The following is a 22,542-nucleotide window of genomic DNA, read 5'->3' as shown; positions in this document are numbered from 1 at the left end:
GGGGCTGCTCTGCGGTGACCACGGACTGCGCGATGCCACCGCACGGTGTCCGGGCGCGGCGGGCGTACAGGGCGGTACAGGGGGAATCGGCGTGCTGCCCGGGCCGGCGGCGGCGATGACCCCGGCGGTCAGGTCGTCCTGGCCGGGGTCCAGGTGCCGGGGCGGACGACGACGGCCGTGGTGTGGATCGGTGGGCTGTGCCGGAAGCGGAGGGTGAACGCGACGATCTGGCCCGGGGTGAGCTTCGGGGGTGTGCCGAGCATGATGTTGGCGCCGCTGGCGGTCATGCCCAGGAGACCGTTGGCCGGGATCGGCAGGGACTCGGTCATCCACATCCGACCGGCGTAGCCGCTGTACGTGTGGAAGCTGAAGCCCACGTCGGTGGTGATGGGTGTGCTGACCGAGACGAGTTCGTCGTCGGATGCGCCGGAGTTGCGGATGGTGAAGTAGGCGGAGGTCGCGTCGGCGTTGGTGGCCAGGTGTACGCGGCCGTCGCTGATCGAGAGCTTCGGGGCGCTGCCGGCTTGGCCACCGGCCGTCCAGGCGGTGAGCAGGGTCAGTGCGAGGGTGGCCGCCACCAGGGGGCCGGCGACCGTCTTGAGCAGGGCGAGGGGCTTCACGTCTGGTCCTGGTTCGCGTCGTCGGAGCGGCGGTCGGTGCGGGGATCGGTACCGCGGTCGGCGCTGCGCTTGGTGCGGTGGTCGGCGTGGTGCTCGGGACGGCGGTCGGTGCGGAATCGGGTCAGCCGCAGGCTGTTGCCCACCACCGCCAGCGAGCTGACCGACATCGCCGCGGCGGCCAGCATCGGATTGAGCAGGCCGGTCACCGCGACCGGGATCAGCACCACGTTGTAGCCGAACGCCCAGCCGAGATTGGCCCGGATGGTGCCGGTCGTGCGCCGGGAGAGCCGGATCGCGTCGGCGAGTGCGGTCAGGTCGTCGCCGACCAGCGTGACGTCCGCGGCGCCGATCGCCGCGGCCGTACCGCCACCCATCCCGATGCCCAGATCCGCCTCGCCCAGCGCGATGGTGTCGTTGATCCCGTCGCCGACCACCGCGATCGCCCGGCCCGGCTGGTCCTGGCGCAGCCCGCGGACCAGTTCGGCCTTGTCGTGCGGATCCAACTCGCTCAGCACCTCGTCGATGCCCACCGCGTCGGCGATCGCGCGCGCCGGCCCCGGACGGTCTCCGGTGGCCAGGACCACCGTGATGCCCAGCCGGTCCAGCGCCCGGATCGCGCCGGCCGCCTCCGGACGCACCGAGTCGCCCAACACCAACACCCCCGCCGGCGTGCCGTTCACCGTGGCGAGCACGGCGGTGTCCCCGGCCGCGTCCGCCTCGGACAGCGCCGCCCGCAGGTTCGCCGGCAACGACGTCACGTCCTCGGCGCCCGGCCGCAGCACCGCCACCCGCGACCCGTCCACCAGGCCGCGTACGCCGGTGCCCGGTTCGGCCGTGAAGTCGGCCACCGGCGGCAACGAGCCGAACCGCTCGGTCGCGGCCCGGGCCACGGCTCGACCGATCGGATGCCCGGACGCGGCCTCGACCGCGCCGACCAGGGACAGCAGTTCGCCCGGATCCACCCCCGGGGCCGGCTCGTGGCGCAGCAGGCTCATGCCGCCCGTGGTCAGCGTGCCGGTCTTGTCCACCACGACGGTGCCCACCCGGCGCAGCCGTTCCAGAGCCGCGGGTTCGCGGATCAGCACGCCCATTCGGGCACCGCGACCGGTCGCGGCCAGGATCGCCGTGGGCGTGGCCAGGCCCAGCGCACACGGGCAGGCGACCACCAGCACGGCCATCGTCGCCCCGGCCGCGGCCTGCGGATCGCCGCCCGCGCCGAGCCAAAAGCCCAGCACGGTCACCGCCGTTGCCAACACGGACGGCACGAACACGCCCGCGATGCGATCGGCGAGGCGCTGCGCACCGGTCTTGCCGGCCTGGGCCTCCTCGACCGCGGCGGTGATCCGGGCGAGCCGGGTGTCCGCGCCGACCGCCGTGGCGCGCGCGGTGAACCGGCCGCCCTCGTTGACGCTCCCGCCGGGCACCGGGTCCGCCGGGCCCACCTCCATCGGCCGGCTCTCTCCGGTCAGATGGGACACGTCCAACGCGGAGCGGCCCTCGACCACGACCCCGTCCGCCGGCACCCGATCGCCCGGCCGCACCACGAATACCTGACCGACCGTCAAGGACGCGGTCGGCACGGTCACCTCGACCTCCCGGCCGCCCCGGCCCGGGTGCAGCACGGCGGCCTCGTCCGGGACCAGCGCGGCCAATTCCCGCACCGCCGATCCGGTGCTCCGGCGGGCCCGTTCCTCCAGCTGGCGGCCGAACAGGACGAACAGGGGTACGGCCACCGCCACTTCGAGGTAGGAGTGGGCCTGCGTGTCGGTCGCGTACGGGAGCAGGGCGAACGCCATCCGCATCCCCGGTTCGCCCGCGCCGCCCCCGAACAGCGCCCACAGGGACCACCCGAACGCGGCAAGCACACCCAGGCTGACCAGGGTGTCCATGGTCGCGCCCGCATAGCGCAGCCCGTGCAGAGCCCGCCGGTGGAAGGGCCACGCCCCCCAGGTCGCCACCGGCGCGGCCAACGTCAGGCACAACCACTGCCAGTTGGTGAACTGCCACGCGGGCACCATGGACAACACCAGGACCGGGATCGCGAGCGCGGCGGTCAGCAACAGGTCCCGCCGGCCGTGATCCGACTCCTCGGCGCCGGCCGGTCGGGGCGCGGTGGGTGTGGCCGTCGTCAGGGTGGCCGAGTAGCCCGCTTCGGTGATCGCCGCCAGCAGGTCCACCACGGGCACCGACGCGGGATGCACCACCCGCGCTCGACCGGTGGCCAGATTGACCGTCGCGCTGACCCCGTCCAGTCGGGACAGCCGCCGTTCGACCCGGTTCACGCAGGCCCCGCAGGTCATCCCGGACACGGTGACGTCGGTGGTGAGCAGGGCCGCCGAGGTGGTCACAGCGCACCTCCGTCGAGCGGGAGGGCGGGCGCGGGACCGGCGAGCGCGCCGAACGCGAGGGTGAGTGTCGGGCCGGCGGGTGCGCCGAGCGCGAGAGCGGGCGCCGCGCCCGCGGGTGTGCCGAGTCCCATCCGGCCGTGTCCGCCGCCGCCCTCCTCGCCCATCGGCACCGGGGCTCGCGGCGGGCCGGGCTTGCGCAGATCGGGGGCCACCGGCCCGGCTTGGCGGCCGACCGCGAACGCGACGGCGAACAACAGCAGGAGCAGGCCGAGGAAGGCGAGCACCGTCCGGGCAGCCGAGGTCGGCCGGGCCGATCCCGAGGCCGCGTTCACGGCGGGACGCGCGGTACCGGTACGCAACGACAGGGGCCAGGGGCGGTTCCGGGCATCGGGTCCGCCGGCGAACACGGGCATGAATCGGGCTCCAGGGATCGAACGGCGGGACGGGACAAGGGCTGCACGGGAGTGTGCACGGGTGGGCGTCGAAGGCGGGCGTCGAGCGTCGGGCGGGGCATTCGGGTAGTCGGTCGGCGATGATCTCCGGTTCCCCCGCCGACCGGGATTCCCGAACGGCGCCGAAAGAGGACCGTATTCGCCCAGGAAGAGCACGAATTACGAAGGAAGAGCAGGTTTTACAAGGATTACCCGGAATCAGGCCCGGAACGGGCCTGCCCCGAAGGCGCGTTCGGGACCGGTTCGGGAAGGATTCGGGAGAAGTTCGGGAACCGGCCGGGCACCCGAGGGTTCCGGTGGAGCCCGCGGATGGGAACATGACGTCACCATGCCTGCCCGGTCCGTGCTCCGAGCCGTTCGCGCCGCGATGTTCGCGGTGATCTGCGTGCTGCTCGCGTTGTTCGGACACACCTTGATGTCCGACGCGCCGGTCCACTGGGCCGCACCCGTCGGCGCCGGCGTCGGGATCGGCATCCTCGCCTGGGCCGTGGCCGATCGCGAGCGCGGCCTCGGAGTGATCACCGGTGCGGTACTGGCCGCCCAGGCCGGCCTGCACACGTTGTTCACGCTGGCCCGCCAACCGGTTCCCGAACCGACCGGCGCGGCCCGCTTCCGCGACCAGTGGCTTCAGATCCTGCTGTGCAACGACGACCGACCCGGCGATGCGCCGACCCGGTCGGTCGCCGAACTCCTGATCCGGATGCGCCTGGACCCGAACCTGGCCGGGCAATCACCGGAGGCGGCCGGCTTCGGTCGAGCACCGTCCGGAGGCCACCACACGGTCGCCGCCGGTGGGATGAACCACGACGGCGCCTTGATGGCGGTCATGGGCAACGGCGCGGGCGGCATGTTCGCCGCGCACGTGCTCGCCGCGCTCGGCTGCGGCGTGTGGCTGCGGCACGGTGAGAAGGCCGTCTTCCGACTGCTGCGCCTGCTCGCCACGATGGCGGGCACCGTGGTGCTCGCCCTGGTGGGCGCCTGGACGGCGCCGGTCGCCACCCGGCTGCCGGGGATGCCCCGCGCGCGCGATCGCGGCGAACGGGCCATCCCGAAATGGGTCTGCCGACCGCTGCCGGGTCGCGGGCCGCCCGCCGCGCTCTTCGCCTGAGCTGTCCACCCGACCCGCGTGTATTCGCACGATCCGGTCGCGTTCGCCCCGCCTTCGGTGTGGTGAGCGTGTCCGGCGCCCTGCCGACGGGTGCGTGTTCGCGAGTGCCCAGGCGCGCGTAGTCGATTCGTGGCCGCCGCACGGCGCAGGGCCGCGCCCCAACGGGTGCCCGGTCCGCGTCGGCTTTCCGCGCCCACGAGAGCGAGTACCGCGCCCGTGATCGTGTGCCGGTGCACCGGCCCACGTTCGCGGTGAGCAGCCGCGACCGAACACCCCGCGGGCCGCGACGCCGACCCGGAACTCGGCCGCGGCGCCGTCGGTGGACCCGGGCGTACCCGCCACCCGAGGAGCGCCCATCGCGCCGACTCGCCCGTCGCCGTGTCCGAAGCCGACACCGCGCGCCGAGCGGACCGGTCGCGTGCCCGGGCGCCGTCGGGTGATTCGCGCACCGCCGTCGAGACCGAGCCCGCGGCTCACGCCGCACTCGGCTCCGGCGGGCGTCCCGCCCACCAGCTCGGCATCGATCCGCCTCGGGGCCGATCGATCGCCGCTCGCATGACGAGGACGTGAAACGTGACTTCCTTGCATCCTTCCGACCACCCGGCACGCCGGGCCGACCAGCCACCGGCAGGCGATCGACACCGCACGCATCGTGCGTACCCCGCGCATGCCGCGCGCGTGGGGCCGGCGGCGTGGGACGACCACACACCGCCCACGGATCGGGCCGTGAGAGCCCACGCTCCGCTCGACCGACCCGCAGCCGCGCACCGGGCCCGGCGATCCTCGACCACGAACCGGTCGACGTACTCCCTCCCGGGTGTGGGGGTGCCCGGTGCATGACCTCGACCTGACCGCACGGGCCCTGGCGGGCGCTGCCGGCGACGCGGACGCCGTGGACGACTTCGTCCGGGGTACACACCGCGACGTGTGGCGCTTCGTGGCGTATCTGACCGACGTACAGAGCGCGGACGACCTCACCCAGGAGACGTATCTGCGCGCCTGGACGGCCCTTCCCCGATTCACCGGGGCGTCCTCGGTCCGCACCTGGCTGCTGTCCATCGCTCGGCGCACGGTGGTCGACCGCTATCGTGCGGCGGCTGCCCGGCCGCGGACCGCCGCGGTCGAGGACTGGGTCGAAGTCGCCGAGCGTCGCCAGGACACCTCCCGTCCCGGTTTCGAGGAGGGACTCGCCCTGGACGACCTGTTCGGCGCGCTGCACCCGGCCCGCCGGGAGGCGTTCGTGCTGACCCAGGTGCTGGATTTCGGCTACGCCGAGGCCGCGACCATCGCGGGTTGCCCGATCGGTACCGTTCGATCCCGCGTGGCCAGGGCCCGAAGCGACCTGATCACCCTGCTACGCGACGCGGAGGCCGGCGCCTACGAAGCACCGACACACTCCCCGGCCACCACCCACTGCCGCGGCTGAACCCACCCGATTCGGGCGGGGGTTGGGTAACCCTCGCCCGAATCGAACCCATCGAGCCCCCGATCGACGCGAGCGCCTTCGTCGGCACGGGAAAGGCACGCCGGCCGGGCCGAGTCGGGGCGGGGCGGGCGTCGAGCCGGGGCGTGCGCGTGAGTGTCGCGCGGGTCGACGCGCTCCGCCGGTTCCGGCTCGCGCAGCCGCCCGGGTCACGCCTCACGATCGGCGAGCACCTCCGGTCGCGGCGGAACGGCCGGCCGTGTGGACCGGGTCGCGAGGGAGCGGGCGCCGGCCCGGCGCGTTCTTCGTCGCCCGGGCTCGTTCCACCGGTCATGGGCGGGCGGGGACTTCCCACAGGGTTACGGTGCCGTCGGTGTCGCTTGCGGTGGCCAGGCTGCGGCCGTCGGGGCTGAACGCCATGGCGCGGACGTCGTCGCGGGGGAACTCCCCGACCTGCTGCAGTGTCGCCAGGTCCCACAGGCGTACGCGGCCGCCCAAGGTGCTGTCGCTCGCCGTGGCCACGGTGCGTTTGTCGGGGCTGAAGGCCACGGTGGAGATGTTGCCGTCGGGGAGTTCGCCGATCTGTCGGCGGTTTTGCACATCCCACAGCCGCGTGGTGCCGGTCGGGCTGTTTCCGGTGGCCAGGATGTGTCCGTCGGGGCTGAAGGCCACGGCGTAGATGCCGCCGTCGGCGGGGAATTCACCGATCGGGGCCTTCGTTGTCAGGTCCCATAGCCGTACGGGGTCGCCCTTCCTGGAACCTGCGGTGGCAAAGGTGCTCTTGTCGCTGAACGCCAAGTCGCGGACGTCGTAGGTGGGAATATCGGGGCCCATTTGCTGGTGCGTGGACACAAGCCACTGTCGTGTCGATCCCTTCTCGGCGCTCGTGAACAGGAAGCGACCGTCCGGGCTGAACACCAGGCTCGGGACGCCGACCCGGAACTTGCTGTCGAGGGGCTCGCCTATCTGCTTGTTGTCGCGCCACAGCCTGACGGTGTTGTCGCCGCCAAAACTGGCCAGGAGGCCGTCGGAGCTGAACCTCATGGTCGCGATCGTGCCGCCGTTTCCTTCGAGGGGCGGGCCTTTTTGCTGGTGGGATCGCGTGCTCCACAGCCTGATGGTGCCGTCGGTGCCGCCCGTGGCGAGGGTGTAGCCGTCCGGACTGAACGCGACACTCGTGACCGCGTTGGGCATGCCCTGCGGGCCCGCGCTCTGGACGGCCAGGACGGCGATCAGGCCGGGTGGGGGCGTGGGAGCAGTCTGCCGGGGTGTCGATGCGCGGCCGGCGCCGGTGCTGCCTTGGGACACGCTGGGGCCGCCGGCCCGGTCCTGTGGTGACGACGACATCTTCCAGGCGATGGTGCCGCCGAGTACCGCGAGGCCGACCACCGAGCCGATGATCGACAGGCGCACGGCACGCCCACGGCCCGCGCCGGCCGCGTCGGCGGTCGGTGGCTTCCCGGCGGGCTCCTCGCCCGGATCGAGGACCCGATCGGGTCGCCGGTCGATGCGAGCGCCGCCGTGGTCGCCGTCGCGGGGGACGCCATCCGGGCGTCGGGGCGGGAGGGGGTCGGTCCGTGTCGGAGCGTCGGCCGGCTCCGAGGCCACCTTGCCGTCCACCGGCGACGCCAACACCGACTGGGCGGTCGTCGAGATCTCCTGCGGCGGCGGCGCGGGGTCGACCGCGGCGAGCGCGGTGGTGGCGACCTGGAGCACGGCCCGGGTCAGCGCCGGGGGCAGCCATCCGGGGTCCGCGCCGACCCGGGTGGGTGGGGCCGGGAGCAGCGCGCGGGCCTGTCCGGCGGTGGGGCGGTGGGCGGGGTCCTTGGCGAGCGCGGCCCGGACCACGGGCACGAGTCCCGTGGGCAGGCCGTCGAGGTCGGGTTCGCGCATGGTCAGGTTGGCGAACAGCACCGGCAGGGTGTCGCCGGCGAAGGGTGGGCGCCCGGTGGCCGCGTAGGCCAGGACCACACCGGCCGAGAACACGTCGCTCTCCGGTCCGACGTCGGAGCGTTCGAACTGCTCCGGCGACATGAAGCCCAGGGTCCCCACCGTCTGCGCGGTGCGGGTCAGGCCCGTCATGCCGGCCGATCGCGCGATCCCGAAGTCGATCACCACCGGCCCGTCCGCGGCGAGCATGACGTTGGACGGCTTGACGTCCCGGTGCACCAACCCCGCGGCGTGGATCCCGTTCAGTGCCGTGAACAACCCGCTCGCCAGGTCCGACAGCGATGCCTCGGGCAGCGGCCCGAACCTGGTCAGCGCGTCACCGAACGCGATGCCCGCGACGAACTCCATGGCAAGCCAGGGTATTTCGGCGTCCGGGTCCGCATCCACCATACGGGCGGTGAACGCCGCGTCCACGGCACGCGCCGACTTCACCTCCCGCGCGAACCTGCGCCGGAACTCGGCCCCGCCGTCCTCCAGCAGTTCCGCGCGCACCACCTTGACCGCCACGGCCGCCCCGTTCGGGTCGCGGCCGAGATACGGCCCATCCCTCCGGATCCCAGCCGCTTCAACAACCGGAACCGGCCTATCCGCCGCGGATCCCCGCCGCCCAAAGGCTCCATGACACATGCCCCCGTTCCGGGAGGGACCCACGCCCTCCACGCACCCGCCCTGTCACGCGGACGACCCCACATCACACCCTTCCTGTGCGAGGGCGTCAACAAGCGGACCGGTCGGCAGTGGAACCCCCGCGGGCAACACGCCGACCGATTCACCCGATCTCGGGTCGAGGCCACACAGCGCGCGGTGCGCAACTCCCTCGGCGGCAGGCGTCGTCGGCCGAGGGACGAGGGCGAACCTCACCCGGCTTCGTTCCTTGGCCGCCAACTCGCGAGCCCGGGCGAGTCGGCCGCCGAACCCGTCGGGGTCGGAGCGGGCTTCGCCGTACAGCCGGCTCCGGGGGCAGCGGCATCCCTGTCGCCGGCCGCGCGTCGGCCCGGGTTGTCGGGCGGCCCGCCTGTGCTCCGCCGCATGGATTCGACAACGGACGCGTGCAACGCGCTGCCGGACTGGCTCGCGCCCGGTTGCGAGCGGCAACACCTCGTCCCGGCAGCGGCGCGGAAGCGCCCGAAGAACGCCGGGCAACTGCTGTGGCGTCGACCGATACATGACCAGCCGTCACGGTCTCGGTGACGACGACGTCCCTGGTTCGCCCTGGGCGGTGCAACCGACGGCGGTTCCGGTCAGGACGGTGCGGAGTAAAAGGGCGACGTGGGTGCGCATGCGTTCCGCCCCGGGAGATCGAACGTGTCGACGGACCCCGGTGCCGGCTCTGCCATGTCCGGGATCACGACGGCGTGGAAGCCGTCCTTTCATGACGTGCGCAGCAGGGCGCGGTGGCGGATGACGGCCTTCTCGACGGCCTTGCCAACGTCGAGGTGGCGGTTGCCCTTCGGGGCGTCGGCGTGCACGTCGGAGTGCCCGGGCAGGTGCACACGAACACTCGTCGCGTGGCACACGATGACAATCCCGAGCCCCGCCTTCCTGGCCGTCGAAGCCGGGCCCACCCTCCTACGACTTCGGCGGTATGGCCGGCGCGGGAAGGTCGGGAACGCGGGCGAGGGCGGCTGTGGCGGGATCGCGGTGGCCGGGCAGGTGTCCGGAGGCCCAGCCGGCTGCCGGTGTGAGGAAGTCGGCCGGGTTGCGCTCCGCACCGGCGAGCAGGTGGCGGAGCTCGGTGACGGAGAGCTCGACCATCGGACTGTCGCTCTGCTCGGCGTCGAGGGTGAGCCGGACGGTATCGCCGAAGCGTTCCGCAACCGGTGACACGGGGCCGTGGCCGAAGCCGAGCAGGCCGCCGTCGTCGACGAGCCGGTGCCGGTCGCGCCGGTCCTGGAGTCCGTCGCGGCAGCCGGGCAGGAAGGTGACCCCCGGGGAGTCGTCGGTGACCCGCAGGCCGCCCGGCCGCGAAGAGGTGGTCGAAGGTCGGCAGTTCGTGAAGGAACGAGCCGAGTGCGTCCGCCGGACAAGGCGGACCGTCGCCGTCGGCATCGTTGTCGTCGCAATCCGCGATGCGCATCACGGCCGTCCCGACCTCGGCGGGTGAGAACTCACCGCCGAGCGGCAGGAAGCCGTGACGGGCTGCATCGTGATCACTCGGCGAAGTGTTCCGCCTCCTCATCCGCATCGCCTCCCGATTGCGCCGAGCGCCCTCGTCCCTCGGCCAAGGGAACCGAGCACGCGCCGGTTGGCACGCTCCGGTACCGGATCGCGCCGGTGGCTCGCGCAGCGGCGTGGGGCTATGCCTTGCGATCGGCGAGGGAGTACGACGCGGCGGCGACGGTGCCGGCCACCGTGAGTACCGAGGGCCAGGCGCCGATCTTCTTCGCGAGGGGGTGGGAGGCGCCGAACGCGATCGTGTACAGCCCGGTCAGTGCGGCGGCGGTCGGCGTCCCGGCTTGCTCGCGCCAGCCCTTGGCGGCGAGGACGCCGGCGGCGGCGAGTACCGCGCCGCCCAAGGGGCGCTTCCTGGTGTAGCGGGCAACGGCGTAGCCGCCGACCAAACCGGCGGCGGCGACGGCGGCGGTGGGGATGCGGGCCATGGGAGACACTCCTCGGATCGACGTGCGAGCACACCCGATCGACCCACCGCGAGGTGACCCCGCCGCGCGGATCGACCGGCACCCCACGAACCTAACGTCCCCGAATCGGCCCGCCCCCCACGCCCCCACCGACACCCACGCCGGCCCCGGCGCGCGTCTACACCCACCGGCGCCGGCGCCGACCCACACCGCTTTCGGACGGCAGCAGGAGTCGCCGGTCACGGTGCCGCGCCTGTCTGCCCCGCGCCCACCCGGCCGCGCCTACCCGGGCCGTGCCCACCCGCGCTGCACTCGCCGTGCCTGCCCGCGCCGCGCCCGCCTGCCCGCTCCGCAGCCACTCATTGCGCCCGCCCGCGCACAAGCGGGCCCGCGTTGTCCTCGGGGGACTCGGCTCGGTGGTGTCAGGGCGGTGGTGTCGGTGTGGGCGGGTAAGGTGCGGCGGTTGGCGGGGTGTTGAATGTGGGGGATTCGTCCGTATTGGATGTCGGGAGGTGGTCGGTCGTGGATCGGGTCGGGTGCGGTGTGTCGGCCGGCGGCGTGTGGTTGCGGGCGTGTTGAGGTCGGTTGCGCCTCGGGTAGCGATGGCGCCGGACGCGTATGGGCACGGAGGTCGGCTTCAGCCGTTGCGCGATGACGGCGTGCCGCTGGGGCCCGCCACGCAGGTCGGCGACCTGATCGCGGCGATCGCCGATTTCGAGGCCGCGCCGGTGCCGCCGAGGTGGGTGTGGGCCTCGGCGGAAAGCGCGTACGCACCGTTGTTGCCCACCCGGGTCGCACGCTGCCACGACCTCGCGCTGGTCGAGTCGTTGCTGCTCGCGCACGAGGGCCGGTTCGGCGAGCCGCGTTCGCTCGGCGCGGCCTGGGCCCGGATCGAGGGCCTGCCGGTACCGGACGACCTGCCGATCGGCGCCGCCGACGCGCAGGACAGCCTGTTCGTCCCCGACCGTCAACGGCTGCCCGCCGGCGCCGATGCCCTCGATGCCGTGGTCGCGGTACACGCGGACCAGTTGCGCCGGATCGAGGCGATCGAGGATCCCACCCGGCGCTCGCGATTTCGGCTGCTGGTCGCCGCCGAGTCGGCGGGTGGCCTGGTCGCGACCGAGATGGCCGCCGACGGTCTGCCCTGGCGGGTCGAGGTACACGACGCGCTGCTCACCGAACTGCTCGGCGCGCGCCCCCGGGTTTCCGGGACGTCGCCGCAGCGACTCGCCGACCTGGCCGAGCAGTTGCGCGCGGCGCTGGGCGGGCGGCCGTTCAACCCGGATTCGCACACCCAGGTGATCAAGGCGTTCGCCGATCAGGGCGTCCGGCTCACCTCGACCCGCACGTGGTACCTGCGCGACATCGGCCACCCGGCCGCCGACCTGCTGATCAAGTACAAGGAACTCGCCCGCCTGCACGCCGCCCACGGCTGGGCCTGGCAGGACACCTGGGTACGGGGAGGTAGGTTCCGCCCCGAGTACGTGGTCGGCGGCGTGGTGACCGGCCGCTGGGCCGGCCGCGGCGGCGGCGCGTTGCAGATCCCGCGGGTGTTGCGCGGCGCGGTCGTGGCCGACCCGGGTTGGCGGCTGGTGGTCGCCGACGCGGCGCAGCTCGAACCGCGCATCCTGGCCGCGATGTCCCAGGACTCCGGCCTGGCCCGCTCCGCCGCCGCCGGCGACCTGTACGAGGCGCTGGCCAAGGCCGCCTTCCAGGGCGACCGGGCCAAGGCCAAGCTCGGCCTGCTCGGCGCGATGTACGGACAGACCAGCGGCGACATCGGGCCGCTGCTGGCCACGCTGCGGCGGCAGTACCCGGACGCGATGGGCTACGTGGAGGCGGCGGCACGCACCGGCGAGGAGGGCGGCATCGTGCGCTCACGGCTGGGCCGGACCTGCCCGCCGCCGTCCTCGGAATGGCTGGACCTGGCCGAGGGCGGCACGCTCGAACCGTCCGGGGACCGCGGCGACCGGGGCGGTGACGATGCCGGCGCCCGGTCGGCCCGCGCCCGAGGCCGCTTCACCCGCAACTTCGTCATCCAGGCCAGTGCGGCGGACTGGGCCCTGGCCCTGCTCGCCGCACTGCGGCGCCGACTCACCGCGTACGACGCGGCGCCGTCCGGGCGCCCGCACCTGGTCTTCTTCCAGCACGACGAGATCATCGTGCACAGCCCGGCCGACCTCACGGACGCGGTGGCCGCTGCGATCGTCGAGGCCGCAGCCGAGGCCCGGACGTTGGTGTTCGGCGACACCCCGGTGCTGTTGCCGCTGATGCCGGTGGTGGTGAATACGTACGCGGAGGCCAAGTAGGCGTCCGGACGCCGCACTCGGGGAAACGGTGCGCCGGGTGTAGCCGCAGGTGGGCCCCGTTCCTCGGCCGGGTGGGCACGACACCGTGGCCCGATGCGGCGGCGGGGGTGGGCGGTACTCGGGCTCGCAACGGGGCTTTCGGTACCCACGGTGGTGGCCACGCTGCTCGGGGACGGGCCGCCCTCGTTGGCCGCGCGACTGTTCCCGCTCGGGGCCGGGATCGCGGCCGGCCGGGCGTTCGTGCTGACCGGCCTGTGGGTGCCCGGGCGTGGCGCGGCGGATCGGACCGGGCCGCGCCGGCAGGCCGGCACCGGGTGCCGACACCCGGGTGGTCACCGCCGAGGGTGTCGCCGGCTGTCGGGTCACCGGCGTGGCCGCCCCGCCCGGCCGGGACGCACGTCCGGCCCGGGCCACGGTGTTCTTCGCGGACGCCACCGCCGCACGGCCGGCCGGCTCGCCGGATCGGTTCGCGTTCGTCGGCGTGATCGCCGAACCGGGCGTGCGGACCGGTGAGTTGACCGATCGGGTCCGGGACGCGTCGGCCGCCCTCGCACCGGCGGTCACGCTCGGCGCCGCCGATACGCCAGAGGACGGCGGAGTTCGTACGGTGCGGGCGAAGCTGCCCACCGCCCACGAGGCCGCCGGGGCCGGCACGCCGGAGGTCGCCGGGCCGCTTGCCGACGCCACGCTGCTGTTCGGCTCGATGGGCGGAGTGGGCGCCTTCGTCGCGGTGTGCGCGATCGCCGGTGCGTTCGGCCTGTCGGCTCTGGGGCGGGCCCGGGAGTTCACCTTGTCACGGGCGGCTGGGGCGACCGGCGGGCAGATCCGTCGGATGGTGGTCGGCGAGGCGTTGCCGGTCGCCCCGTTCGCGGCCGTACCCGGCGTCGCCCTGGGCGTTCCGCTCGCTCACACGCTGCGCGAAGCGCTCGTCGAGCGGGCCGGGATCCCAGCCGAATTCACCGTGTCCGTCGACGCGTTCGCCCTCCTCGGCGGAACCGGGGTCGGGGTGCTCCGGGCGTTGCTCGCCGCGACGGCGGCATCGCGGTACGCCGGACGAACCCGTCCCATCGACGCGCTGCCCGACGTCGGCGAGCCTCGGCGCCCGGTCCGCTGGCCGCGAATCCTGTTGGCCGTACCGGCGTCGGCCGGCGCGGGTGTCCTGTTCGTGCCGAACCAGCGGATCGGTGGCGAGGTGGGCGTCGCCTTCCAGGTACTGGTCCTGCTGCTCCCGTTGGCCGTGCTCCCACTCGCTCCGTCGCCGACCCGGTGGCTCGAACGGGCGATCGGGGCCTTCGTGGCGCTCGTGGGTCGGACCACCGGATGGCTCGCCCACGCCGACTCCGCGGCGGCCACGCGTCGTATGGCCTCGGGCGCTGCCGCGTTGATGCCGAGTGTGGCGATGGCCGGTGACGTGCTGCTCGTGACCACGGTGCTGCGCGAGACCACCCGCGAACCGACCGTCTTGGGCTCACCCCACGTTCTCCGTCCGACCCGCTCGCCCCGACACCCGCCTGCCCCGGCGCCTCCGGCCGCCCGACCCGCCCGCATGCTCCGCTCGCCTCGATGCTTGCCTGGCTCGGCGCCTCCGGCCGTCCGACCCGCTCGCCCCGACACCCGCCTGCCTCGGCGTCCCCGCCCGCCCGCTCAGCCCCGCTCCGAGGCCGCCCGCCCCGAACCCCCCGCCCCGTCCGCCCCCATGCCCCCGCGCGGGCCCTGCTGCGGGGTTTACCCCCTGCCCGTGAGGTTGGTGACGAAGGTGCGGAAGGCTGTGCGGTAGGTGCTGGGGGTGGTGCCGGTCAGGCGTTGGAAGTGGCGGCGGAGGTTGGCCGGTGTGCCGAGGCCGGTGAGTGTGGCGATTCGTTCCACCGGGTCCTCGGTGCGCTCGAGAAGCCATTGGGCACGTTGGATGCGGGTGCGCAGCAGGTACTGGAGCGGGGTGAGCCCGGTTTCGGTGTGGAAGCGACGGGTGAGGCTGCGTACGCCCAGTCCCGCGTGGGCGGCGATGTCGTCGAGGGTCAGTGGGTGGCGGAGGTTGGCCTCCATCCACCTGGTCGTCGGGGCGATGCTGCTGCCGGGCGGCGTGTAGGCGCTGCATGCCGCCTTTGCCGCGGCATCGCCCGCGGGGTCGGCGGTCGGGTCGTGGAGTTGCAGGAACAGTTGTCGTTCGGTCTCGATGGCCACCGGCACGCCATGGTCCAGGGTGATCAGGGCCAGGCAGAGATCGACGCCCCCGAGGACGCCGGCGGCGCTGTGGAAGGGCCCGTCCGTGACCACCGAGCCTTCGGGGTCGACCTCGATCCGCGGATGGAGCCGAGCCAGTTCCGCGGTTTCCCGGCGGCTGGTCGCGGCGCGGCGCCCGTCGAGAAGGCCGGTGGCCGCGAGCGTGAACGTGCCGGTGCCGACGGTGCCGATGCGGCAGCCGCGCGCGGCGGTGGCGCGGAGGGCGTCGACGACCGCCGGCGGCGGCGCGTCCCGGAAGCGGGTGTGTCCCGGCAGGAGCACGGTGTCCGAGTCGTTCAGGCTCGCCAATCCGTCCAGTCCCCAGGGGGTCTCGATGTGGAAGGATGCGAGGCCGCCCGTCGCCTCGAAGCCCGGAGCGGTAAAGATCCGCACGTCGTAGGCGACCGGAGGGTGATGCCGGGCGGCGGTGCCGAAGGCGAGTCCGGGTGCGGTGAGCTGGTGTCCCGGGACCCCGTCGAGGGCGAGGACGGCAATCACTGGCATGTCCGGAATCTAGCCGAGGATGACATTGGAACGGCTGTTTTCGTTGGTGGCGCGGCATCGAGGATGACTGGAACGAGAACGGACGCGGGGGGACGTTCGGCTCGTGTTCGGCAGCACCACCATCTTCGAAAGGTCACCACATGCCCCATTCGAGCTCCCGGCCCACCCTCGATGCCCGCCCCGAACGCCCCCGCCGCCGCCTGCTCGCGAAATCGCTGGCGGCGGTCGGCGCGGCGGTCGTGCTCGGCGCCACCGCGATGGCCGGCAGCGCCGGGGCCATCATCAACGGGCAGGATTCGACGCAGCCCTACCCGTTCATGGCGTCCATCCCGGAGGTCGCGGCAGGAGTCGACGCCCAGTGCGGGGCGACTCTGATCGACCGGCAGTGGGTCCTCACCGCGGCGCACTGCGTCGACACCGCCGAGTTGCCGATCGTGCTGGACGGGACGGTACGGATCGGCAGCCCGAACCGCACCACCGGAGGCACGGTCCGCAAGATCGACAAGATCGTGATGCACCCGGGCTACAAGCTGGACGACCCCAACCAGAACGACCTCGCGCTGATCCGGCTGGATCGCCCGGTCGCCCAGAAGCCGGTCAAGATAGCCAAGAAGGCCGGACCCGTCGGCACGCCGACCCGGATTCTCGGCTTCGGCACCACCGTCGACAAGGACATCGAGCACGCGGTGTTCCCCGACCGGCTCCAGCAGTTGGACACCCGCCGGGGCTCCGAAGCCGAATGCTTCGACCGCGCCGGGGCGACCCGACTGTGCACCGTCAGCCAAAAGCCCGGGGCCATGGCGTGCTTCGGCGACTCGGGCGGTCCGCAGCTCCAGCGTGGCCGGGACGGCCGCTGGGAGCTGATCGGGACCACGTCGGGCGACGGTGACGGCAAGGAGGGCTGCGCGACCGGCCCGGGCCTCTACACCAATGTGACCGTCTACTCGGACTGGATCCACAAGACGATCCGCCACAACCACTGACCCGAAGAGCGGAGAACCCGCGCCGGTGGCCCCCGTTCCGGCCCACCGGCGCGGTCCGCGACCCGCTCCGGGCCGGGCCGACTCGACCCGGCCGCCCGGGCCACCGGCCGGGTGCGGTCGGCCCCGCCCCGAGCGTGCCCCACGCGACCCGGCCCACCGGTGCGGCCCCGGCATGATCCCCCCGACGCGGCTCGCGCCGACCGCGGTACCGAAGGATTCGAAGCAGGGCGGCACTAGATTCCAGGTATGTCAGTGATCGCCGTCCTCGCCCTCGACGGAGTCCCGGGGCATCAACTCACCACCCCCGGTCTGGTGTTCGGGACCGCCTGCCGTGATCACCCGGGCGTGGTGTACGAACTCAGGCTGTGCGCGGCTCCCGGCCTGCGGGCCACCGGCGCCCCGGCCGCACTTCGGATCGACACGCCGTTCGGCCTCGACGGTCTCGCCGACGCGGATGTCGTACTGGTTCCCGGACACGACGGCTATCGCGACGAGCCGCCGCCCGGTGTCGCGGCCGCGCTGCGTGCGGCGGCGGCGCGCGGGAGCCGGATCGCCGCCGTCGGCACCGGGACGTTCACCCTCGCCGCGACCGGACTCCTCGACGGACACCGCGCCACGACCGGATGGCGGCACCTGGAGGAACTGGCGGGCCGGTACCCCGGGATCGAGGTGGACCCACTGGGCACGATGGTCGAGGACGGCCCGTTCCTGACGGCGGCGGGCGTCTTCGGCGGCCTGGATGTCTGCCTGTACGTGCTGCGCGGCGACCACGGCCGGCGTCTGGCCGACGAGACCAGCCGCGAACTGCTCACACCGCTGCACACCTACGCCTACGACGTCCGGGACACCATCGACCGGGAAGTCACCGAAAGTGTGGGCCTCGAACCCACCCTGCGTTGGCTGGAAGCCAATGTGCGGCATCCGCTGACCCTTGCCGACATCGCGGGCCACGCGCGGACCAGCGTCAGCAGCCTCACCCGCCGCTTCCACGCCCACACCGGCCTCAGCCCGCTCCAATACCTGCTCCGCGCCCGCCTCGACGAGGCCCGACGCCTGCTCACCGAAACGGACGTCCCCGTCGAGCGCATCGCGGTCCGTACCGGATTCACCTCGCCGGCCGCACTGCGCCGGCACTTCCGCGCCCTCACCGGCACCACCCCGCGTGCCTACCGCCGAGTGCATCGCGGGTAGTCGGGTAGGGCTCCGGGCAACGCGAGGCGCGCCGGCTCATGCGCCCGGGATGTCCAGTGCCGTGCCATACAGACGGGTGACGGCCAGTCGGATCACCACCCGACGTTCCGCGACGGCACCGGCGAAGAAGGTCTCCTCGTCGGCCGGGCGGAACTCGGCCGGGACCATGGCCAGCAGCTCGCGGCCGGTGGCGTCGCCGGGGACCGTGGACGGCTCGGTGACCTCGGCATCCCCCTCGGCGACCGCGAACGACCACACGTTGCCGCCGGACACGTGCAGCGCGGCGTTGGCGTTGCGCCGGACGTGGTGCGGCTTGGCGCGGTCGGCGGTGGTGGAGAAGCGGATCACCCGGGCGGCCGGATCCCAGGCGAAGAGCATGTTGGACAGGTGCGGCCGACCGTCCCGCTTGATCGTCGCGAGCGTGCCGATGCTTTCGCGGGCCAGGATCTCCAGCACCTCGTCCTCGGTGAGCGGCCGGGGCGGGGGACCGGCGGGGGCTTCCTCGGCGGGGCCCACCGGACCTGCGGGATCCGTCGTGGCGGCTTCGTTCTGCGGGGTTTCGACGGCGTTCATGGTCTCTCGTCCTCACGTTCGGCGGTTGCCTCGTTGTTCGTTGAGTCGATTGTTTGTGACCATGACGGTTCGCGTAAGGAGGCACTTTGACATCCCGAAGTAACACCGATGTACCTGTCCAGGTCACAGGGGTTGCCGCTGCCGGAAAAGCCGCGGACGGCGACCGGAACAAGGAGCGTGAGGCCGACCCGGATCGAGTCACCTGGGCGAACGCGTGTCAGGTGGTCGGCACGCTCGACCACGTCGCGGGCAAGTGGAGCATCGGCATCCTGGTGTCGGTCGCGGAGGGTCCGATCCGGTTCACCGAGTTGGAACGCGCGGTACCGGGGATCAGTCGACGCGTACTCACCCTGAACCTGCGCCGGCTGGAGCGCGACGGGTTGCTGACACGCACCGTGTACCCGACCGTGCCGCCGAAAGTCGAGTACACGCTCACCGACGTGGCGCGCGAGTTGACCGCGTCGCTCACCGGCCTGGTCCGCTGGGCCGAGCGACACGGGCCGACCATCGAGGCCGCCCGGCAGGTGTACGACGGGGAGCAGGCTGGGCAGGAGTAGCAGGGTCGATGGGGTCGAGCGTGGCTGCCGGGTGAACCGGCGCACCGGGCATCGAACGGACGAGCGGAACGAAACGAGGAGTTCGATGAACAGCGCGGAGCTACTGGTCGACGGGTTCGGCCGGGTGCGCGAGGTGGTGCACGAGGCGGTCGAGGGGCTGACGCCCGAGCAATTGGCCGAGCGGCTCGACGACGACGCGAATTCGATCGCCTGGTTGATCTGGCATCTGGCCCGGGTCCAGGACGACCACGTCTCGGACGTCGCGGGCCTGGAACAGGTGTGGACGGCGCAGGACTGGCATGGCCGATTCGAACTGCCTTTCCCGGTCCGGGCGATCGGGTACGGGCACGACACCAAGGCGGTGGCCGCCGTACGGGTCGACTCGGCGGCGTTGCTCACCGACTACTACGACGCGGTCCACGAGCAGACCACCGCCTTCGTGCGCGAACTGTCGGCCGCCGACCTGGACCGGGTGGTCGACGAGGCCTGGACGCCGGCGGTCACCCTGGGCGTGCGGCTGGTCAGTGTGATCACCGACGACCTTCAGCACGCGGGGCAGGCGGCGTTCATCCGGGGCATCCTGCTGCGCCGCTAGGGCGTGGAGCCGGGGCGTCCCGAACCGGGGCGTCCTGAACCGGGGCGTCCCGAACCGGTCGGGCGTGTTCGTATCGCGGATCCGCTCCCGGCTCTGCTCCGCACCCTTTCGGCTCCGCCTCCGCTCCCGCATCACCGTTCGTGTTCCGCCGGCGAAAGGACGCCCTCCTTCATGAGCCCCGAATCCGCCTCGCACTCTCCGCTGGCCCACGGTCCGGAGTCCCCGGCCGCTGCCCTGTTCGATGCCGTCGGGGCCGGGTACGAGACCGCCTTCGCGGATCTGCCCGAGCAACTGGCCGCGCTGGACTGGCTGATCGCCGAGCTCGGGCCCGGCTCGAAGGTGCTCGACATCGGGTCCGGTACCGGCCGGCCGACCGCCGAACGCCTGGTCGCGGCCGGTCATCGGGTGACCGGGATCGACGTCTCGGCGACCATGGTCGAGCTGGCCCGGGAGCGGGTGCCGGGCGCCACGTTCGAACAGTTGGACGCGCGCGATCTGGTCGACGACGACGGCGCGTGGGACGCGGTGTGCGCGTTCTTTGCGTTCCTCCAACTGCCGAGGGCGGACCTGGACGCGCAACTGGACCGGCTCGGCGCGCGCCTGGCACCGGGCGGCCTGCTCGCGTTCGCGACGGTGCCGGCCGAGGCGGACGGCGTGGAGATCGAATGGCTGGGCCACCGGGCGCGGGTGACCAGCCACGGCGCCGAGGAACTGCTCGTGCGGCTGCGCGCGGCGGGTCTGGAGATGGTCCATCACGGGGTCAGCGTGTTCCAGCCGAACCACCCCGCCGCGGGGCCCGAGGAGCAACTCTTCGTGCACGCCCGCAAATCCGTGCCGGCCTGAGCACACGGTCCGCCGGCGCGCGCCGCGGGTGGATGCCGGGCGGGGCGGGGTGGCCGATCGTGCGTGGCGCGGGCTCGGTAACGTGGTCCGCGAAGCGGAATGCCGGACTCGTCCGACCCCGCGTGCCTTGTCCGTCCACCTCGCCTTGTTCGGGATCCTGTGATGACCATGACCGAACGTGACGATCCGAGTGGCCGTGGCGGTGCCGACGGCGCGGGGGACGCCGAGGAGCGTGGTGCGCGGTCCGGCCGGCTCGCGCCGCCCGAGTGGCTCACCCTGACGCTGCGGGCCAATCCCGGCCCGATGCCGAAGGCCGCCGCCGTGCGCGCCGCGATCGGTATCGCGGTGCCGCTCGCGGTCGGCGTGGCGATCGGGGACAGTGCGTCCGGTGCGTTGGTGGCCATCGGCGCGCTCGGTGCGGTGTTCGGGGACACCGCCGACGCCTACCGGCTGCGGGTGCTGAACATCGCCGTACCGCAGATCGTCGGCGCCATCGGACTTGCGCTCGGCAGTTGGCAGTTCGGACACGGCTGGTCGGCTGTCGCGCTGTTGACGGCGGTTGCCCTGGTCGCCGGGATGATCAGCACGATCGGTGCGGTGGCCTCCGCGTCCGGCCTGAACCTGTTGCTGATGGCGGTGATCGGCGCGGGCCTGCCGATGCCCTCGCCGTGGTGGCGGGCGCCGATGCTGACCCTGCTGGGAGCCGGGTTCGTGCTGGTGCTGGCCCTGCTCGCGTGGCCCGCGCGCTCGCGCATTCCCGAGCGGGCAGCGGTGGCCGATGCGTACGACGCGGCCGCTGACCTGTTGGCCTCGGCCGGGACCGCGGAGTGGGAGGCGGCCCGGGCCGAGGTGACGCTGACCCTCAACCACGCGTACGACCTGCTGCTCGGCCGGCGAGCGGTCGCGCCCGGGCGCAGTCGCGGTATGTCGCGCCTGGTGGCGCTGTTGAACTCGGTCGGCCTGCTGGTCGAGGCGGCCACCGCGGTGCACGCCGAGGACCGGTCCGTGGGCGAGCCCGAGGTGGCCACGGTGCGCGAGATCGCGGCGGCGGTCCGCAGCGGTACGGTGCCGTCCGGGGTGCTGCCGACGGCCTCCGCGACCGACCCCGCCGACCGCGCGGTCGCCGCCGCGATCGCGCACGCGCGGGAGACGCTTGCCGGTGCCTACCGCACCCCCGATCGGGTCGGCCGGCCCGGCACGTTGCCCGAGCGGGTGGCCGCCGGTGCGCGCAACCTGCTGGTATCGGCGGAGTCGTGGCGGTACGGGCTGCGGCTGACGTTGTGCATCGGGGTGGCCCAGGCACTGGTGTCCACGGTGGACGTGCCACGCTCGTACTGGGTGCCGCTGACCGTCACCTTCGTGCTCAAGCCCGACTTCGGCTCGGTCTTCTCCAGGGCGCTGCTGCGCGCGTTGGGTACCGCGGCGGGGCTGGTGGTCGCCGGGGTGATCCTGGAGTTCGTACCGCGAGGCGGGTGGGAGGTGCCGGTCGTGCTCGTGCTCGCGGCGGCGCTGCCGATCCTCTCCCGGCGCGGTTACGGCTATCAGACCGCGGTGATCACGCCGCTGATCCTGATCCTGTCCGACCTGCTCGGACACCAGGGCGTGGGGCTGCTGGCGCCGCGCCTGGTGGACAGTCTGATCGGCTGCGCGATCGTGTTGATCGCGGGCTATGTGTTGTGGCCGGAGAGCTGGCACACCCGGGTGGGCGCGCGTTTGGCCACCGCGGTCGAGGACACCGCGCGCTACATCGAGTGCGCGTTCGACGAGCGGACCGATCAGGCCGCGCGGGCCCGGACCCGGCGGCGGATCTATCGGGATCTGTCCGATGTGCGTACCGAGTTCCAGCGTGCGCTGGGCGAGCCGCCGCCGGCCGGCGCCCGGGCCGCGGCGTGGTGGCCGCTGATCGTCGCGGTCGAGCGGGTGATCGACACCGGCACCGCGGCGGCGGTACGCACCGCGCACGGCGCGCCGCCGCCCTCGCCGGAGGCGGCCGCGCACATGGCCGCCGAACTGCGCGCGCTGGCGGCCTCGATGCGCACCGGCGAATCGCCCGCCCGGCCGGCGCGGCCGGCCGTCGCCGAGGATCCGCACGACGCGCTCACCGACGTGCGTCGGGAGGTGCGCTCGGCCCGCACGATGCTGGACGGGCCGGCCGGACCCGGGGAGGGGCAGGGCTCGGCCGGGGTGGCGGACGGCGCTCGTTCGTGACCGCGAGCGTGCGCGGTCGCCGGCACCCGGTCGGCGCGCCCGTCGCGGGCCGAACACGGCTGCGGCCGTCCGGTGTGCC

At 73.3% G+C, this 22,542-nt stretch carries 19 protein-coding genes; 10 read left to right on the top strand and 9 right to left on the bottom strand.

Annotated features, from left to right (window positions below):
* Window positions 1–128 precede the first annotated feature (128 nt).
* Genes A3IC_RS57680 through A3IC_RS57675 form a run of 3 tightly spaced genes read right to left on the bottom strand, consistent with a single transcriptional unit; the run spans window position 129 to window position 3,381 of the window.
* Window positions 129–620 carry a copper chaperone PCu(A)C gene (locus A3IC_RS57680; RefSeq protein ID WP_020554192.1) on the bottom strand — a complete coding sequence of 164 codons (492 nt, stop codon included), beginning with the start codon at window positions 618–620 and terminating at the stop codon, window positions 129–131.
* A complete protein-coding gene (locus A3IC_RS0132150) occupies window positions 617–2,920 on the bottom strand; it encodes a heavy metal translocating P-type ATPase (protein WP_052173925.1) in 2,304 nt (767 codons plus the stop codon). Before A3IC_RS0132150 ends, A3IC_RS57680 begins: the two co-directional genes overlap by 4 nt.
* 44 nt (window positions 2,921–2,964) lie before the next feature.
* Entirely contained in the window at window positions 2,965–3,381 is a 417-nt protein-coding gene (locus A3IC_RS57675; protein WP_020554190.1) for a hypothetical protein, read from the bottom strand.
* Window positions 3,382–3,748: 367 nt separating this feature from the next.
* Here A3IC_RS57675 and A3IC_RS57670 point away from each other — a divergent pair, with 367 nt between their 5' ends.
* Both A3IC_RS57670 and A3IC_RS0132125 read left to right on the top strand, forming a co-directional pair.
* Complete coding sequence (locus A3IC_RS57670; protein WP_158696175.1) at window positions 3,749–4,528, top strand: hypothetical protein; 780 nt, start codon at window positions 3,749–3,751, stop codon at window positions 4,526–4,528.
* Window positions 4,529–5,360: 832 nt separating this feature from the next.
* A complete protein-coding gene (locus A3IC_RS0132125) occupies window positions 5,361–5,954 on the top strand; it encodes a sigma-70 family RNA polymerase sigma factor (protein ID WP_020554187.1) in 594 nt (197 codons plus the stop codon).
* Window positions 5,955–6,281: 327 nt separating this feature from the next.
* Here the strand turns inward: A3IC_RS0132125 and A3IC_RS0132120 are convergent, their stop codons facing one another.
* The 4 genes from A3IC_RS0132120 to A3IC_RS0132105 all read right to left on the bottom strand — a co-directional run bounded on the left by A3IC_RS0132120 (window position 6,282) and on the right by A3IC_RS0132105 (window position 10,501).
* Window positions 6,282–8,528 (bottom strand): WD40 repeat domain-containing serine/threonine protein kinase, encoded by a 2,247-nt coding sequence (locus tag A3IC_RS0132120; RefSeq protein ID WP_079026806.1) that lies wholly within the window; start codon window positions 8,526–8,528, stop codon window positions 6,282–6,284.
* 743 nt (window positions 8,529–9,271) lie between these two features.
* Window positions 9,272–9,418 carry a hypothetical protein gene (locus A3IC_RS69040; protein WP_158696174.1) on the bottom strand — a complete coding sequence of 49 codons (147 nt, stop codon included), beginning with the start codon at window positions 9,416–9,418 and terminating at the stop codon, window positions 9,272–9,274.
* A gap of 52 nt (window positions 9,419–9,470) precedes the next feature.
* Window positions 9,471–9,950 (bottom strand): hypothetical protein, encoded by a 480-nt coding sequence (locus tag A3IC_RS57665; RefSeq protein ID WP_052173912.1) that lies wholly within the window; start codon window positions 9,948–9,950, stop codon window positions 9,471–9,473.
* A 248-nt stretch (window positions 9,951–10,198) separates the two neighbouring features.
* The gene (locus tag A3IC_RS0132105; RefSeq protein WP_020554184.1) at window positions 10,199–10,501 is read right to left on the bottom strand and encodes a hypothetical protein; all 303 of its coding nucleotides are present in this window, start codon (window positions 10,499–10,501) and stop codon (window positions 10,199–10,201) included.
* A 581-nt stretch (window positions 10,502–11,082) separates the two neighbouring features.
* Here A3IC_RS0132105 and A3IC_RS0132100 point away from each other — a divergent pair.
* Both A3IC_RS0132100 and A3IC_RS0132095 read left to right on the top strand, forming a co-directional pair.
* A complete protein-coding gene (locus A3IC_RS0132100; protein WP_020554183.1) occupies window positions 11,083–12,789 on the top strand; it encodes a bifunctional 3'-5' exonuclease/DNA polymerase in 1,707 nt (568 codons plus the stop codon).
* A 268-nt stretch (window positions 12,790–13,057) separates the two neighbouring features.
* Window positions 13,058–14,566, top strand: coding sequence for an ABC transporter permease (locus tag A3IC_RS0132095; RefSeq protein WP_026218995.1), 1,509 nt, complete (start codon window positions 13,058–13,060; stop codon window positions 14,564–14,566).
* Here the strand turns inward: A3IC_RS0132095 and A3IC_RS0132090 are convergent.
* Window positions 14,515–15,513, bottom strand: a complete 999-nt coding sequence (locus tag A3IC_RS0132090; protein WP_026218994.1) for a GlxA family transcriptional regulator — start codon at window positions 15,511–15,513, stop codon at window positions 14,515–14,517. The genes A3IC_RS0132095 and A3IC_RS0132090 overlap by 52 nt on opposite strands.
* 140 nt (window positions 15,514–15,653) lie before the next feature.
* On the opposite strand from A3IC_RS0132090, the gene A3IC_RS0132085 reads away from it, so the two are divergent.
* Window positions 15,654–16,496 carry a S1 family peptidase gene (locus tag A3IC_RS0132085; RefSeq protein WP_020554181.1) on the top strand — a complete coding sequence of 281 codons (843 nt, stop codon included), beginning with the start codon at window positions 15,654–15,656 and terminating at the stop codon, window positions 16,494–16,496.
* 246 nt (window positions 16,497–16,742) lie between these two features.
* Window positions 16,743–17,687 carry a GlxA family transcriptional regulator gene (locus tag A3IC_RS0132080; protein WP_026218993.1) on the top strand — a complete coding sequence of 315 codons (945 nt, stop codon included), beginning with the start codon at window positions 16,743–16,745 and terminating at the stop codon, window positions 17,685–17,687.
* 36 nt (window positions 17,688–17,723) lie between these two features.
* On the opposite strand, the gene A3IC_RS0132075 is transcribed toward A3IC_RS0132080, so the two are convergent.
* Entirely contained in the window at window positions 17,724–18,260 is a 537-nt protein-coding gene (locus A3IC_RS0132075; RefSeq protein WP_020554179.1) for a PPOX class F420-dependent oxidoreductase, read from the bottom strand.
* Window positions 18,261–18,481: 221 nt separating this feature from the next.
* On the opposite strand from A3IC_RS0132075, the gene A3IC_RS0132070 reads away from it, so the two are divergent.
* The 4 genes from A3IC_RS0132070 (at window position 18,482) to A3IC_RS0132055 (ending at window position 22,463) form a co-directional block, all read left to right on the top strand.
* On the top strand, window positions 18,482–18,817 hold the full coding sequence (locus A3IC_RS0132070) for a winged helix-turn-helix transcriptional regulator (protein ID WP_020554178.1): 336 nt from the start codon (window positions 18,482–18,484) through the stop codon (window positions 18,815–18,817).
* An 85-nt stretch (window positions 18,818–18,902) separates the two neighbouring features.
* Window positions 18,903–19,412, top strand: a complete 510-nt coding sequence (locus tag A3IC_RS0132065; RefSeq protein WP_020554177.1) for a mycothiol transferase — start codon at window positions 18,903–18,905, stop codon at window positions 19,410–19,412.
* Window positions 19,413–19,583: 171 nt separating this feature from the next.
* Complete coding sequence (locus tag A3IC_RS0132060) at window positions 19,584–20,255, top strand: class I SAM-dependent DNA methyltransferase (RefSeq protein WP_020554176.1); 672 nt, start codon at window positions 19,584–19,586, stop codon at window positions 20,253–20,255.
* A 162-nt stretch (window positions 20,256–20,417) separates the two neighbouring features.
* Complete coding sequence (locus tag A3IC_RS0132055) at window positions 20,418–22,463, top strand: FUSC family protein (protein ID WP_020554175.1); 2,046 nt, start codon at window positions 20,418–20,420, stop codon at window positions 22,461–22,463.
* Window positions 22,464–22,542: the final 79 nt, after the last annotated feature.

Source organism: Embleya scabrispora DSM 41855 (assembly GCF_000372745.1).
GTDB classification, from domain to species: domain Bacteria; phylum Actinomycetota; class Actinomycetes; order Streptomycetales; family Streptomycetaceae; genus Embleya; species Embleya scabrispora.
This window is presented reverse-complemented; position numbering and strand designations above follow the sequence as displayed.